This window comes from Rheinheimera sp. ATLC3, assembly GCF_059429535.1.
On sequence record NZ_CM182103.1, the window covers coordinates 137,760 to 151,393 of the forward strand.

The window sequence follows — 13,634 nt, forward strand, 5'->3', positions numbered from 1 at the left end:
CTTTGCTACCAAAGGGTGTTCGCTATGAACCGCCAAGACCTGAAAGCCTTTATCGACCACAACTTACTGCAAGTTGTTGAAGCCTTTCCGGCTGTTGGCGATAACATCCGTTTTTATCAGGCTGTGGTGTATATCAAAACAGCCACACCAAAGTTTTTCTTACCGCTGGAATTCACGACTGACCGCCCTTTTGTCGACCAGAAAGACGTTATGCGTTACTTCACCAGCGTTGGTGTACCAAAGCACAAGCTGCACTTTGTATTTCCAAATAGCGATCGCTATACCACAGCGGAGATGATGGCATGACTTCCTACGTAATTCTTGCCATACACCCGGCAAAACCGGTAACGCCCGTAACCAAACGCGATAACCGCCTTGCCGCTAAGTCCGTTGTTAACGAGCTTAATATGCTCGATAACCGCCATTCAGACGACTACAAAGGCGCAATATACCGCTTTGTTGAGCAAGGCACAGTTTACTGTAATCAGTGCGGTAAATCTGATAACTGGGACTCACCTCAGGCATGTAAAAAACCTATTGGGTGCTCTGACGAATGGGCTTGTGAAATGGGTCTTAACGGCTTATCGAAAGGAGTTACAGCATGATTGACTGGGTAACTGCTGTAATTCCGTTTCGGCATAAGCGCATTAACAACGGTCACGTTCAGAAAATTGATTCTGATGGTGTTGAGCGTTGGTTAGTTGCCTGCCCTAAGCAATTTGAGGGCAGCTTTGAAAGCTCAATAGCCGTTAAAAGTAACGAGATTTCAGAGTGCTTACAGTACGCAGACAAGCTTTATATTTCAGGCAACCCGACTAAGTTTTTGCAGGGCCACAACGTCATTGGTACTGATGATTTAAACCTGTTAGTTGAGCGCACGCTCGACGCCATATCAGAGCAAGCCGGTTTCGTTGTGGATGATATTACACGCCGCCGTATTCGCTCTGGCTTGTACTTCGTTAAGCGGTTGGACATTAACTATATGTTCCAGCTACCAAGCCTGTCAGACGTTCGCGCCTTTATTGATGCTGCCGGTATCAAAACCCGCACTCGTCACGGGCGCAGTACCGTTAAAAAAGGCACTTTTTATGTAGGCCAAACCAGTAAGCGCTGGGCGCTAAAAGGCTACAGCAAATTTGATGAAATTATGGGCGGTGAGAAAGGGCATAGACTCCCTCCTCACCTGTTCCAATCCCCTTTGCTTGGCTTCGCTGAAGACAAGCTGAGACTTGAACTGGTATTGCGTGCACCAGAGCTCAAGAAAATCACTGACGACCCAAACCCATCTGCACGCCAAATCCTGGAGCTAGGTATTAGCTCCCTATTTAATGAATATATATCGAGGTTAGAAATGACCGCCAATGTCAGTATCAAAGATGAGCAATTGATTAATTTGCCGTCGAAAATTCAAGGCACCTACGCTCTGTGGCGTCAGGGTTTCGATGTCCGGTCAATGTTACCTAAGGCAACGTTTTACCGTCATAAAACACTGCTTAAAGACTATGAGATAGATATCTCATTACCACACGAGCAATGCGACAACCATGCAAGCAACGTAGTTCCGTTGGTGCGCGTGCTTGAAGCTAAGCCCGTTACCATCCCGCAACACTTACTTTCTTACATTGTTCATTAGGAGCTACAGCATGGACTTATCAAAAATTAAATTCGACGGCGACGCAGTAATTGGTATCTGTAAAGGCGTCAGCCAACGCAACTTCACAAACCGCGCTACCGGCGAGGTGATGACATTTACAGAGCTTGGCATTGCTACCACAACCGTTGATAACTTCGGTTACGTTCAGGAGCAGACCAAAATCATCGCGATCAGCAAAACTCTGATTGATTCCGGTGCTGTCGCCAAGCTCAACCAGCTTAAAGATAAGCGTCTCATTCTGCCGGTATGGAACAGGTCATATAAGACCAAAACCGGAGCAGACCACACTTGCTATTTAGCCAACGACTGGGAGCACACTTACTTTGAAGTCCCCTCTCCTGTTAAGGCTGCCAGCTAGTGTCTGACGCTGAAATTTTAACCCAGTTATTCGTTGCTGCCTGCTTAGTCGCCTGCTTTATCGGTGGCTTAATAGCAGGCCAGCAGCGTTAAGGAATAAGTATGGCTGACATTCTTCCGCAATTTATCGGCGCTTGTCTGTTGTGCTTTATAACCGGCTACGGTGTTGGTGTTGCTTACCGCGCTGTACGCCAAATCATTGAACGGGCATCCCGCCCAGTAAAGTAGGTATTTTTTATGAAAATGCGTAGCACCTTAATAGCAGCTCTTACTTTAGCTGTTGGTACTGTAGCCAGTACCGCCCACGCCGCTCTGGACCAGACGCAAGTAACAGCGATTCAAACCGAAGTGTTGGCAGACGTTGATATCGCTCTGGCTGCTGGTTTCGCCATCATGGCAGTTGTATTGGCTGCTTCTGTAGGTATGTCATTGCTGGGTCGGTTTATCAGCAAAGGCGCCAACGGCGGTTAATGTTTGAAGCTCGTTCGCGGCTGGACTGTGACTGTCTGATTTGCTCAGTCCGCCGCAGAACGGCCACGAACGAGGCTTTAAATGAAACGATTAATATTACTTCCCCTATCGCTATTTTTCGCTGGCAGTACCCATGCCGCTTACGACTCAAAAATCGGCACCATCGAATGGTTTATTGAGAAAAACAACTCGATATATCAAAAGCAGGTCATCGGTAGCCCCAACAACCCAAAATACAATAGAACGCTTGGCACCATGACCAAGCCTATAGGCTCAACCAAACTACCTACTTACATGCCACAGCGCATTACGCAGCAGAGTTTTGCCCGAGGCATGTTTAACGCCCTAGTTAAGCGTCACCCTCTTGTTATGACTGCAACAACTGCACTTACTGCATTAGAAATATATGAATGCGTTACCGCTGAATCGGGTTGGTGTAAAGGTGATGGTCAACCTGACCCATCTTGCCCTGCTGGTGGCCAATATATTCCAGAGATACAGGCTTGCGGTATAGTTAAACCCGCTACTTCCTGTAAACTAACTTCCGTATCTAATTGGCCCCGTACTGATAGCCCAACACTCTCTAGGACTGTAACTCCTCCTTTACCTCAAAATTCATCTAATACTAATTGCCCCGCTGATACTCCCCAGACTAACTATCAAAATTGTGAGCAAAGTATTACTTATGACTATTCACTACCTCAGGTGTGTGACACAACACCTTTTCAAGTAACGATGACTCGCGTCTATAGGTTATCTTCACGTTATGTTCCTGGCTGGCCCCAAGAGCCTCACCCGTGGCAGACTACCGACGATAGTTATACTAATACTCAACAGGCTACTCCTACTTGGCAGCAGTCACCTGACGTTGATTGTGCTGATTTCGATCCTTTTACTTCTGAAGCCACTGTCGGTATTAATACTTACTGTTATTACAATCCCGAGCCTACCGATGTTGATGATGTCACTCTAGATGACCTAAAAGAATGGATTGCTGAGCGCCCAAATATCTTCGATGATATTTCAGACGATATTTTAAAGGATCCAACCACTGGCAAACCTGACGACACCTTTTTTGATAAGCCAAAACATACCCCTATTGGCCGCCAGATATCTGATGCTTTCGATAGTATCGCTTCCGGTAATGCTCAGGATAATAACCCGAGTGCACCTCATTACATTCCGCCAGAGCTAAAGCCAGAAGTTGAAGAGGCGCTGGACAAGTTTCATGATGGCGAACCCTTTGTAGACCCTTTCACCAATACTACTGTCACACCTGACCCGACAACTGAAGACCCTAGCCCTTACACTCCACCGGCTGAGGTTATTGTTAACCTCGACGGTTTAACGGTAGATGTCGAAGTAGAAATGAACTGGGACGAATTCCCGGGCATTACTCAGGACCAGTATGAGGAAAGTAACGACAAGTTAGCCGAGTCTTTTGATTCAGTCGAAATGCCAGATATTGAAGGTGCTGATAACGATTTTTTCGACACCTTACAGGAAAATCCTGACTTACCTTTTGATGGCTTCCAGTTCGGTGACTTATGGCCTATTGCTGGTGGTCAGTGCACTGGCTTCATGGTCACTATGGCCGTTCGTGGTGATACAAAATCCGTCATGATGGATAAACACTGTCCGCCTTATAACGAATGGGCTCACCCGCTAATAGCTTGGTTCCTCCAGTTGTTAGCAGCCCTTCACATTTTCCATTTATTTAGCCGAATGATGTCAGCGGGGTAATTATGTTAGCTCTAGTACCGGCCCTTACCGGCCTTTTTGCCAAACTAACCGCTATTGCTACTTACATAGCCGGTCGAAAAGCACTTTTTGCCGCGGCATATATTGCCGCTTACATCATTCTTGTCGCTCTGTTCTCTACCGGCATGAATGGCCTGCTAAGTTCAGTCGCTAATAACGCACCCAGTCATAGCATGCTGCAGGCAGGTTTATCACTTGTCCCCAGTAATGCCGGCTTCCTCATGGCACAAATTGGTGCCGCACATTTGGCTGCTTGGACTTACCGCTTCCACATTCAGGTTCTTAAACTTAAGGTACAGGCCTAATGGCTATATTCTTAGAGGGTGTCCGCGGTTCTGGCAAAAGCAAAATTGCTGTTGCTGAGATACAAACGTACTTAAAGGACAATAAGCGCGTTGCCACTAACTTAGATATCAACCTTTCACTCATAGCGCCTGGCAGTAAATCTGAGTTCGTCCGTGTTCCAGATATTCCAAGAAGCATCGACTTTGAGAGCCTTGGCAAAGCATATCCCGAGTTAGACCCAGATAACCCAGACACTTACGACGAAAATAAATTTGGCCTCATAGTCATTGATGAATTGCTCGTCAGCTTTAACAGTCGCAGCTGGAATGACCCTGACCGTCTAAAACTTGTCAGTTGGATGGTTCAAAGTCGTAAGCTCGGCTGGCGGCTATGGCTTATCTGTCAGGATGTTGATGCTGTCGATAAACAGCTTCGTGAGACACTTTTGCAGGAAATTTGGGCATGTCGTTCTGGTAAGAATTTCTTCAGTTCACCAGTTCTCGGTAAGCTTCTTAACCTATTTCTAAGCCCTCTTATTAAACTTATTGCCCCATTAGGCTTTCATATCTGTAACGTTTACACTGGCAAGCGAAAAGACAAAATACACCTTGCTCAAACGTTCTTTTTCAAACGTTATGATCTGCACCCATACTACAAAACAGCACAGACTTTTACCCCTGATAACGTCATAGATAAACACGGTAAAGTCATTGATATGCGCGCCAGTTATTGCCCATTGCCTGACACCTATTTCAAAACTACCAACGTCAATTCTGCTATCACTGAACCTAAACCCTCTTTTGTCTCGAGTAATAAAGGTCTTATTGCCAAGGCTATTTTGGCGATTGGCTGTGTTGTTGGTTATTTTGCTATAACGTCTTCTGACGAAGTAAAACTACCAGACCCCACTCAAGCCCTTACTGCATTCGAACAAAAAGCGCAGCTTGAATCAGAAGAACCAGAAAACGCATTTAAAATGCCACAGCCTGATATCCCTGATTTTTATATAACCTGCTCTATTGCCGTTTCACCTTCTAACGGCCACTACTGCTTTGAGTACAAAGGCCAGCCTTTTGACCCCTATCAGGTTGGCTTTCAGGTTAAATATATCGGCCCCTGCAGGGCTGGAATTATTACCGGTGATGAAATGCTTATTGCAACCTGCAACCCTGTTTCTGTACCATCAGAGGGGCCAAATTTCGCAGATACAGGATATGTTGACGATGGGAGTACATGACAGGGATTGGTTTCATGAAGACCGCGCCAAGCGCGATGCTATACCTCACCCCACTTCTCAGCCCGTGATTCGCCAGGCACAAACATCTGTGACTAAGCCAGGACCAAAAGATATTACCTCTGGCAGTTTTGCTTCTGGCTTTGTCTGGGGTTCAATGTTTACCGCCTGTATTCTTCTCATAGCCTATCTATTCATCAGATAAGCCGCCACAGAGGGCTAGGCTTAGCCGAGTGCTCGCAGGCAAGCCTAGAACGCTGTGCGGCTTTTATCTGTATATGGCCGCAGGCCATGCAGCGCCCGAACGACTGTAAGGAGTGACCAAGCGGGTACCGAAAGCCCTTGGGCTTTCCCTCTGCCAAACCAGCCGCTTTTAGCGGCATTTTTGTCGCCAGACAAAAATAGATAATTTATTTTCGAACACAGGCCGACAGGCGAAAAGTGTAGTGATACTGCTCTTTTGTCTCATTTTGAGACTAATCGGGACTCCGATGCTACACAGATTGCTTTTGTCTTTTTTTTCTTGCTTGGCTTTTAAAATTGGTACTTTAGTATCACGTTTTTCCTAAAAAGATAAAAAAAAGCATGATAAATCAATACCATGCTTTTTATTTTAAGTTATTGATATTTAACGTAATAAATGCATTATGAGCCATTAAGTATGTGCCGTATTAGCGCGCATTTCAGCTTTCTATTTCTGTTTAGCCAAGTAAAATGCGTTGTTATCTGTACTTACTTTCTGGCTTATTCATGGCACTTACTATCAGGCCCACCGACGACCAACTGGATATTTTGGCTAAGGTTCAGCGCATGACGGCGGAACTTACATACTCGAAAGCCATTTTTAAAGGATTAAGCGAGTATATTCAGCTGAAAAAAGATTTTGATGAGCTAGAGAAAAAACACAATGCGTTACTTAAAACCCACGCTGAGCTTAGGGAAACCGTCAATTTATATGTAATGGCAAAAACGCGGCTTAACCGCGTTTTACTCGATGATGCCAAAGCCGATAATGCGGATTAATCCGATACCGGCTTAATACCAACCTGAGTTGCTTCACCAGCTTCATTCACCTGGCGAACAGTCAGTAAAAGCTGGTCAAGCCGCAGCTGGTCACCAATTACCACCCGACGATGGAAACGCTGTGCAATATACGCGGCCAACGTCTGGTTTTTGTCCTGCCCAACAAGGTTAATGGTATAGAATGCATCCAAATCGCTAAGGCTGATATCGCCGTTTAGTACGAAATCACCAAAGAAACTGCTATTGCTCAGCACGGACTTCTCGGCATCTTTGGCCAATACTTCGCTTATTTTCTGAACATGCTTTAATTTTGCCAGCACCATCAAAGTGTCATCAGCATGAAATACCGGCTTTTTATCCGGCAATATCCATTCGCCGTCACGAATAACGCCCAAAAACTGAATGGGTTGCTTAAACTGAAAATCCTGCCAGCCCAGAGTCAATACCGGAGATGTGTCTGTTACCTTAAACGATAACACCTCCATCACGTCGTTGCTTGGAATGGCATCAAGTGGCATAGCGTTGTCCGGCGCCAATTCAGCCGGTACTTCCAGCTTTAACCAGCGGGCTACCGGCACTATGCTCCAGCCCTGAACAACCAGCGAGACAATAACCACCACAAAAGCGACGTCAAAATACAGGTGTTCATCGGGCATGCCGGCCAGCCAGGGAAATAACGCCAGAATAATGGGTACCGCGCCACGCAGGCCAACCCAGCTGATAAATAACTGATCCCTGACCGGAAAACGAAATGGTATCAGGCTGAATAGCACGGCGATTGGCCTGGCGACAAAGATCAGGATCGCCGCAAGGATGAGCGCTGACAGCAAATGGTTCATTAAGTTGCTCGGTACAACCAGCAAACCCAGCATCAAAAACATACTAATTTGGCTGATCCAGGCTAAACCGTCATGCATGCGCAGTATATGTATAATTTGCGGTAACCTGGCATTGCCAACCAGATATCCCATCAGATACACGGCTAAAAAGCCGCTACCTCCAAACATATTTGTCATGGCATAAATAAAGATACAGCTGGCAACGGCCAACAGTGGGAAGAAGGCAAAATTCAGCGGCAGTTTACGGCACAGGAAAACAAATACCCGCCCTGCTCCATACCCCATAATGCCGCCCACTACCGCTTGCTGCAAAAAAGTTCTGCCAACGTCCCAGCTAAGCGCATGGCCTTCAGCCAACACGCCAACTAGTGTCAGCGTTAACATAACCGCCATTGGATCATTACTGCCTGATTCAATTTCAAGCGTAGATGCCACCCGTTCTTTAATGCGCAGACCTTGTGATTGGAATATAGAGAACACTGCTGCCGCATCGGTTGAACTAAGAATTGCTCCGAGCAACAGGCCTTGTAATAGCGTCATATCCAGCAGATAAGCAGCTGACACCCCTACAATGGCGCATGTGAGTACCACGCCGACCGTTGCCAGCATTGATGCCGGCGCTAAAGCAACACGAAAACGTTCCGGATGTGTGCGCATGCCGCCGTCGAACAGAATAATGACCAAAGCTATAGAGCCAATTAAAAAGGCGACCTGGGGATTGTCGAACTGAATACCGACGATACCTTCCTCGCCAGCCAACATACCAATAATAAGAAAGACAAGCAGCATAGGCGCGCCGAGACGCGCCGAGATAAGAGTAGCTATAATGCTTATTACAAAAAGAAAACCGCCAACTAATATTGCGAGGTTTATGCCATCCACCCTAACCTCCTGATTAATTAGACGTTTGAAATCTCCCGAACGATGGCATTTAACATATCCAGCGGCTGTGCAGCCTTAGTGATAGGACGGCCAATTACCATATAATCCACACCCGCTTTAAGGGCCTGAGTTGGTGTCATAACCCTTTTCTGATCATCCTGAGCACTGCTAGCCGGGCGGATGCCAGGTGTCACCAGACAGAACTCCTGACCAAATGTCTGCTTTAATAGTGTAGCTTCCTGAGCAGAACATACTACGCCATCTAAACCTGAACTGTGCGCCAACGTAGCCAGCTTCATAACCTGCTGCTCTGGTGTGAGCTGTATGCCTAACTCTGTCAGGTCACTCTGCTCCATACTGGTTAGCACGGTAACAGCAATAAGGTGTGGTTTTTCAGTGCCATAGGATATCAGAGAATCGCGCGCTGCGCTCATCATTCTGCTACCGCCACAAGCATGCACGTTAACCATCCAGACCCCAAGATCGGCTGCGGCTTTAACTGCCTTTGCGACAGTATTGGGAATATCGTGAAATTTTAAGTCGAGAAATACATCAAAGCGTCTTTGCTGCAATTCCTGCACAAACTGCGGGCCGAAATGTGTGAACATCTCCTTTCCCACTTTCAAGCGGCATAGCGCCGGGTCCAGTTGACTAACCAGGTTCAGCGCGTCTTGTTTTTGTTCAAAATCCAGCGCAACCACAACAGGCGTTTGGCAAACCATATCTTTTCCTTTACTTCTAACGCCCATCTATACCACCAACAGGTTCAACAGTTTCCCACTGCTGGCATGAGGGACATAACCAATAATGTTTTCGGGTTTTAAAGCCACAATTACGGCAGCCGTATAACGACTTTTTATCCAGATAAGCGTTTACCAGCTCTTTTACAGACGATAGTACTTCAGCTGCCGGTGCTGACTGCTGTTGGCGTATTTGTAGTAGCTGCTGAAAAAGGCGAATACTGGGCTGTTGTGTCAGTTTATCCAGCAAAAACTGCTCTGCAGCAGTGGCTGAACCATGTTCAGATAACCAGGCGGCTAATAATACCGTCGCTGTTATATTGTTATGTTTATTAGCCAGGTGGCTAAGCAACTGATACCACTCTTCACCGGCTAAATTGCACTGTTGTAATAACGGTAATATGTCAGCAGCCCATTGCGGCTTGTGCTCAACAATAAAGAGCAATGCTGATTTTGCCAGCGCCTTTTCGTTTAGCTGCAAAGCTTGCTGGGCCAGCTCGTATTTAGGCCGTATCGCTGCCGGGTAACGCTCGGCAAGTTCTGCTATTAAGGTGATGTTGATATCAGACGACTGCTTTTGCGCCTCTATCTGCATATTAGCCTGGGCTATGCGCAGTGACCGAGAGTTAGTTGCATCAACCGCTGTGTTATATTGTTTTGCTTTACTCCACTCGTGAGTAGCAATAAAGATACTGAATAACTGCTTTAATGCTGCCTCGCCCAGAGACGGCGATTTTACCAGCGTGACCAGCAGTTTCTCTGCCCGGTCATATAAACCTGCAGAAAAATAATCTTTCGCCAGCTCAAATTGTATTTGCTGTGCTTGTGGCTTAGGCAGTTTTAACTGGTGCAGTTTTTCATGTATGCGAATAGCCTTGTCCCAATCACCTTTACGCCGGAACAGGTTCGCTAATGCAAGGTAGGTTTCGATGGTCGCCGCTTCAATATCCAGCAGTTCCAGCAACTGCTCAATGGCTTTGTCTTCTTGATCGGTCAGTAGAAAATTCAAACCCGACGATAAGTTGCGGGTAATGCTGGCCCGGCCTTTCAGCTCTTTATGTTTTACGCTGTTTCGACCCATGAACCAGCCATAGGCTGCTGCTACCGGCAATAATAAAAACAGCAGCTCTAACATAGGTTAGCGGCTTTCCGTTGATTTACGCAGCCAACCCTTAGCTTTACGTTGTAAGGAATACAACATGATAATAAGCCAGCCAAGTAACATACCAAGCAATAAGAACAGCAGTGCGATATCAACTACTCTGAGCTGAACACTAATAATAAGAAGGTTTAAATCAGCAACCTGCTGATTAATAGAACCAAACAGTACCCCTGCCAAAATCAGGGCTACTAATACGACGATATAAAGTAGTCTGCGCAAGGGATACTCCGGTTACGCCTGAACATCTCGATAAGAGGTTACTCAGGTGTTATCTTTTACCCGGTCGCGTAACTCTTTGCCTGGTTTAAAGTGAGGGACATATTTTCCGTCTAACTCTACTTTATCGCCTGTTTTAGGGTTACGGCCTACGCGAGGTGCACGGTAATGTAATGAGAAACTGCCAAAACCACGAATTTCAATTCGCTCGTTGCCAGCTAATGACTGCGCCATCTGCTCGAGGATTTCTTTAACTGAAGCTTCAACATCCTTGACCTGAATATGTGGGAAATCAGTAGCTAATTTTTCAATTAATTCAGACTTGGTCATAGACCCTCCGGCAAACCTGCTAATGGATAAAGCAGGAGGCATTTGCCCCCTGCTTTGTTAGCAATTAATCCTGCTTCTGAGCAGCTTTAAATGCTTCGGCCATAGCGTTACCACCAAAATCAGCTTCTTGTTGCTTGCTGTTGATAGTATCCATAGCTTCTTTTTCTTCAGCTTCGAACTTCGCTTTGATTGACAGGCTGATTACGCGGTTTTTGCGGTCAACACCCATTAAACGAGCTTCAACTTCTTCGCCTACTTTCAGTACAGTAGTTGCATCTTCGATACGCTCACGCGCGATGTCAGATACACGGATATAACCTTCTACAGCACCTTCTAACATCACAGTAGCGCCTTTAGCGTCAACGGCAGTTACTTCACCTTTAACGATAGCACCTTTTTTGTTGTCAGCAAGGTAACCATTGAACGGATCTTCATCCAGTTGCTTGATACCTAAAGAAATACGCTCGCGCTCTGGGTCAACTTGCAGTACAACAGCGTGTACTTCGTCGCCTTTCTTGAATTCACGAACGGCTTCTTCGCCAGTTGCGTTCCAAGAAATGTCAGACAGGTGAACCAGACCATCGATGCCGCCATCTAAGCCGATAAAGATACCGAAGTCAGTGATTGACTTGATCTTACCGCTTACACGGTCACCCTTGTTGAAGCCCTTAGCGAACTCTTCCCATGGGTTAGCTTTACACTGTTTCAGACCTAAAGAAATACGACGGCGTTCTTCGTCGATTTCCAGAACCATAACTTCAACAGTATCGCCAAGGTTAACCACTTTAGATGGGTGGATGTTCTTGTTAGTCCAGTCCATTTCAGATACGTGTACTAAACCTTCAACGCCTTCTTCGATTTCAACGAAGCAGCCGTAGTCAGTCAGGTTAGTTACGCGACCAGTGATTTTCGCACCTTCTGGGTAACGTGAAGCGATAGCTGCCCACGGATCTTCGCCCATTTGTTTCAGGCCTAAAGATACGCGCTGCTTCTCGCGGTCGAATTTCAGTACTTTTACCGGAATTTCGTCGCCAACGTTAACGATTTCGCTTGGGTGCTTAACGCGTTTCCAAGCCATATCAGTGATATGCAGTAAGCCGTCTACGCCACCTAAGTCAACGAATGCACCGTAGTCAGTCAGGTTCTTAACGATACCTTTAACTTCCATGCCTTCTTCCAGCGTTTCTAACAGCTGGTCACGCTCATGGCTGCTTTCTGATTCAATAACCGCACGACGTGATACCACCACGTTGTTACGCTTCTGATCCAGTTTGATAACTTTGAACTCGAGTTCTTTGTTTTCCAGGTGCAGAGTGTCACGCACCGGACGTACGTCTACTAATGAACCAGGCAGGAATGCACGAATACCGTCAACTTCAACCGTGAAGCCACCTTTAACTTTACCAGTAATAACACCGATAACAGTTTCTTTGTCTTCACATGCTTTTTCCAGGCGTACCCAGGCTTCGTGACGTTTCGCTTTTTCGCGAGACAGTAAGGTTTCACCGAAACCATCTTCAATCGCGTCTAACGCTACGTCAATGATGTCACCAACGCTAACTTCGATTTCACCGTTCAGAGATTTGAACTGCTCAACCGGAATTGCAGCTTCTGATTTCAGACCAGCGTCAACCATAACGACGTCTTTCAGAACGGCAACAACAGTACCTTTAACAATGGCACCCGGACGGGTTTCGATGGCTTTGAGGCTTTCCTCAAATAATTGTGCAAAATTTTCAGTCATATTCACTTTTTCAGTTAAGTGCTCCACGCTGCATCATGCGTTGTGGGGTTGCTAAATTAACCTGTTTAAATCCATTTAACAGGCTGTCCAAAATGCGGTTTTGGCCTGGTTCATACCACAGCTGGCAACTTCATGCCGGTGTAGTTCAGTACCTCTTCCAACACTTGTTCAATCGTTTTGTTTGTCGAATCCAGCATATAGGCATCAGCAGCCGGTTTTAACGGCGCAGTGGCGCGGTTCATATCGCGCTCGTCCCTAGCCTGGATTTCGCTCAAAAGGTCGCCGATGTTAACATCAAAGCCCTTCTCTTTCAACTCCAAATAACGCCGTCTGGCGCGCTCTTCGGCGGTGGCGGTTAAAAATATTTTAACGTCTGCCTGGGGGAAAACTACCGTCCCCATATCGCGACCATCCGCAACCAGGCCCGGCTCTTCAGCAAAAGCACGCTGACGACGCAGCAGCGCTTCGCGAACCCGCGGCAATGAAGCAATTTTTGACGCAATATCAGCAACTTCCTGCGTACGGATGGTGTGTGTAACGTTTTCGCCTTCCAGCGTAATACGCATGTTGCCTGTTTCGTCACTGCTAAACTGAACATCGAGGTGCGCAGCCAGTGGTTGCAGCGCTTCTTCGTCATCACTTTCGATTTGGTGATGCATCGCAGCTAAAGCCAAAACCCGATATATGGCGCCACTGTCCAGTAATTGCCAGCCTAAGCGCTGAGCCAGCAAGCGACAAATAGTGCCTTTGCCTGAACCACCCGGGCCATCAATGGTAATTACTGCTGCAGAGTGTGGCATCCTACCCCCTTTAACTACTGGTTAATCGGATTTAAAAACGGCGGTATTATACAGCTTTTTGCGACAAAATCTGTGTTTAATTACGATAAAACGAAGGAAAGACGCGCGCTCAGAAGGCTACGCGTCTGGATGACAC

Annotated in this window: 17 protein-coding genes; 10 read left to right on the plus strand and 7 right to left on the minus strand. The window is 46.5% G+C overall.

Annotated elements, in window-relative coordinates; all coding sequences use genetic code 11:
• Positions 1–24: 24 nt before the first annotated feature.
• From AC5SV9_RS00715 to AC5SV9_RS00760, 10 genes are all read left to right on the plus strand, one after another.
• Positions 25–306: a hypothetical protein gene (locus tag AC5SV9_RS00715; protein ID WP_475150279.1), complete on the plus strand. Its 282-nt coding sequence runs from the start codon at positions 25–27 to the stop codon at positions 304–306.
• A complete protein-coding gene (locus AC5SV9_RS00720; RefSeq protein WP_475150278.1) occupies positions 303–605 on the plus strand; it encodes a hypothetical protein in 303 nt (100 codons plus the stop codon). The genes AC5SV9_RS00715 and AC5SV9_RS00720 overlap by 4 nt, the downstream gene beginning before the upstream one ends.
• Positions 602–1,633 (plus strand): phage/plasmid replication protein, II/X family, encoded by a 1,032-nt coding sequence (locus AC5SV9_RS00725; RefSeq protein ID WP_475150276.1) that lies wholly within the window; start codon positions 602–604, stop codon positions 1,631–1,633. Before AC5SV9_RS00720 ends, AC5SV9_RS00725 begins: the two co-directional genes overlap by 4 nt.
• A gap of 10 nt (positions 1,634–1,643) precedes the next feature.
• Complete coding sequence (locus tag AC5SV9_RS00730) at positions 1,644–2,012, plus strand: DNA-binding protein (RefSeq protein WP_475150275.1); 369 nt, start codon at positions 1,644–1,646, stop codon at positions 2,010–2,012.
• 101 nt (positions 2,013–2,113) lie between these two features.
• Positions 2,114–2,239, plus strand: a complete 126-nt coding sequence (locus tag AC5SV9_RS00735) for a hypothetical protein (protein ID WP_475150273.1) — start codon at positions 2,114–2,116, stop codon at positions 2,237–2,239.
• Positions 2,240–2,248: 9 nt separating this feature from the next.
• Complete coding sequence (locus AC5SV9_RS00740; protein ID WP_475150271.1) at positions 2,249–2,482, plus strand: hypothetical protein; 234 nt, start codon at positions 2,249–2,251, stop codon at positions 2,480–2,482.
• Positions 2,483–2,563: 81 nt separating this feature from the next.
• Positions 2,564–4,225, plus strand: coding sequence for a hypothetical protein (locus AC5SV9_RS00745; RefSeq protein WP_475150270.1), 1,662 nt, complete (start codon positions 2,564–2,566; stop codon positions 4,223–4,225).
• Between the two features lie 2 nt (positions 4,226–4,227).
• Positions 4,228–4,548, plus strand: coding sequence for a hypothetical protein (locus tag AC5SV9_RS00750; protein ID WP_475150269.1), 321 nt, complete (start codon positions 4,228–4,230; stop codon positions 4,546–4,548).
• Positions 4,548–5,765, plus strand: a complete 1,218-nt coding sequence (locus tag AC5SV9_RS00755; RefSeq protein ID WP_475150267.1) for a zonular occludens toxin domain-containing protein — start codon at positions 4,548–4,550, stop codon at positions 5,763–5,765. The genes AC5SV9_RS00750 and AC5SV9_RS00755 overlap by 1 nt, the downstream gene beginning before the upstream one ends.
• Before the next feature lie 747 nt (positions 5,766–6,512).
• Entirely contained in the window at positions 6,513–6,785 is a 273-nt protein-coding gene (locus tag AC5SV9_RS00760) for a hypothetical protein (RefSeq protein WP_475150265.1), read from the plus strand.
• Here the strand turns inward: AC5SV9_RS00760 and AC5SV9_RS00765 are convergent.
• The 7 genes from AC5SV9_RS00765 to cmk all read right to left on the minus strand — a co-directional run bounded on the left by AC5SV9_RS00765 (position 6,782) and on the right by cmk (position 13,498).
• Positions 6,782–8,506, minus strand: coding sequence for a potassium/proton antiporter (locus AC5SV9_RS00765; RefSeq protein ID WP_475150263.1), 1,725 nt, complete (start codon positions 8,504–8,506; stop codon positions 6,782–6,784). The two genes, AC5SV9_RS00760 and AC5SV9_RS00765, sit on opposite strands and share 4 nt — an antisense overlap.
• A 17-nt stretch (positions 8,507–8,523) precedes the next feature.
• Positions 8,524–9,228 carry an orotidine-5'-phosphate decarboxylase gene (pyrF, locus tag AC5SV9_RS00770; protein ID WP_475150262.1) on the minus strand — a complete coding sequence of 235 codons (705 nt, stop codon included), beginning with the start codon at positions 9,226–9,228 and terminating at the stop codon, positions 8,524–8,526.
• A 16-nt stretch (positions 9,229–9,244) separates the two neighbouring features.
• Positions 9,245–10,381, minus strand: a complete 1,137-nt coding sequence (locus tag AC5SV9_RS00775) for an N-acetylglucosaminyl transferase (RefSeq protein ID WP_475150260.1) — start codon at positions 10,379–10,381, stop codon at positions 9,245–9,247.
• Positions 10,382–10,384: 3 nt separating this feature from the next.
• Positions 10,385–10,627 carry a DUF1049 domain-containing protein gene (locus tag AC5SV9_RS00780; RefSeq protein WP_475150257.1) on the minus strand — a complete coding sequence of 81 codons (243 nt, stop codon included), beginning with the start codon at positions 10,625–10,627 and terminating at the stop codon, positions 10,385–10,387.
• A 42-nt stretch (positions 10,628–10,669) separates the two neighbouring features.
• Positions 10,670–10,954 carry an integration host factor subunit beta gene (gene ihfB, locus AC5SV9_RS00785; protein WP_134054744.1) on the minus strand — a complete coding sequence of 95 codons (285 nt, stop codon included), beginning with the start codon at positions 10,952–10,954 and terminating at the stop codon, positions 10,670–10,672.
• 64 nt (positions 10,955–11,018) lie between these two features.
• Positions 11,019–12,698: a 30S ribosomal protein S1 gene (gene rpsA / locus AC5SV9_RS00790; RefSeq protein ID WP_134054742.1), complete on the minus strand. Its 1,680-nt coding sequence runs from the start codon at positions 12,696–12,698 to the stop codon at positions 11,019–11,021.
• 110 nt (positions 12,699–12,808) lie between these two features.
• Entirely contained in the window at positions 12,809–13,498 is a 690-nt protein-coding gene (gene cmk / locus AC5SV9_RS00795) for a (d)CMP kinase (protein WP_226765457.1), read from the minus strand.
• Positions 13,499–13,634 lie beyond the last annotated feature (136 nt).

What these genes read in the sequence shown, in the direction of transcription:
- AC5SV9_RS00715 (WP_475150279.1), top strand. Translation starts at nt 25, where the DNA reads ATGAACCGCCAAGACCTGAAAGCCTTTATCGACCACAACTTACTGCAA.
- ihfB (WP_134054744.1), bottom strand. Translation starts at nt 10,954, where the DNA reads ATGACCAAGTCTGAATTAATTGAAAAATTAGCTACTGATTTCCCACAT.
- AC5SV9_RS00720 (WP_475150278.1), top strand. Translation starts at nt 303, where the DNA reads ATGACTTCCTACGTAATTCTTGCCATACACCCGGCAAAACCGGTAACG.
- AC5SV9_RS00745 (WP_475150270.1), top strand. Translation starts at nt 2,564, where the DNA reads ATGAAACGATTAATATTACTTCCCCTATCGCTATTTTTCGCTGGCAGT.
- AC5SV9_RS00730 (WP_475150275.1), top strand. Translation starts at nt 1,644, where the DNA reads ATGGACTTATCAAAAATTAAATTCGACGGCGACGCAGTAATTGGTATC.
- cmk (WP_226765457.1), bottom strand. Translation starts at nt 13,498, where the DNA reads ATGCCACACTCTGCAGCAGTAATTACCATTGATGGCCCGGGTGGTTCA.
- AC5SV9_RS00755 (WP_475150267.1), top strand. Translation starts at nt 4,548, where the DNA reads ATGGCTATATTCTTAGAGGGTGTCCGCGGTTCTGGCAAAAGCAAAATT.
- AC5SV9_RS00740 (WP_475150271.1), top strand. Translation starts at nt 2,249, where the DNA reads ATGAAAATGCGTAGCACCTTAATAGCAGCTCTTACTTTAGCTGTTGGT.
- pyrF (WP_475150262.1), bottom strand. Translation starts at nt 9,228, where the DNA reads ATGGTTTGCCAAACGCCTGTTGTGGTTGCGCTGGATTTTGAACAAAAA.
- AC5SV9_RS00725 (WP_475150276.1), top strand. Translation starts at nt 602, where the DNA reads ATGATTGACTGGGTAACTGCTGTAATTCCGTTTCGGCATAAGCGCATT.
- AC5SV9_RS00775 (WP_475150260.1), bottom strand. Translation starts at nt 10,381, where the DNA reads ATGTTAGAGCTGCTGTTTTTATTATTGCCGGTAGCAGCAGCCTATGGC.
- AC5SV9_RS00750 (WP_475150269.1), top strand. Translation starts at nt 4,228, where the DNA reads ATGTTAGCTCTAGTACCGGCCCTTACCGGCCTTTTTGCCAAACTAACC.
- AC5SV9_RS00760 (WP_475150265.1), top strand. Translation starts at nt 6,513, where the DNA reads ATGGCACTTACTATCAGGCCCACCGACGACCAACTGGATATTTTGGCT.
- rpsA (WP_134054742.1), bottom strand. Translation starts at nt 12,698, where the DNA reads ATGACTGAAAATTTTGCACAATTATTTGAGGAAAGCCTCAAAGCCATC.
- AC5SV9_RS00735 (WP_475150273.1), top strand. Translation starts at nt 2,114, where the DNA reads ATGGCTGACATTCTTCCGCAATTTATCGGCGCTTGTCTGTTGTGCTTT.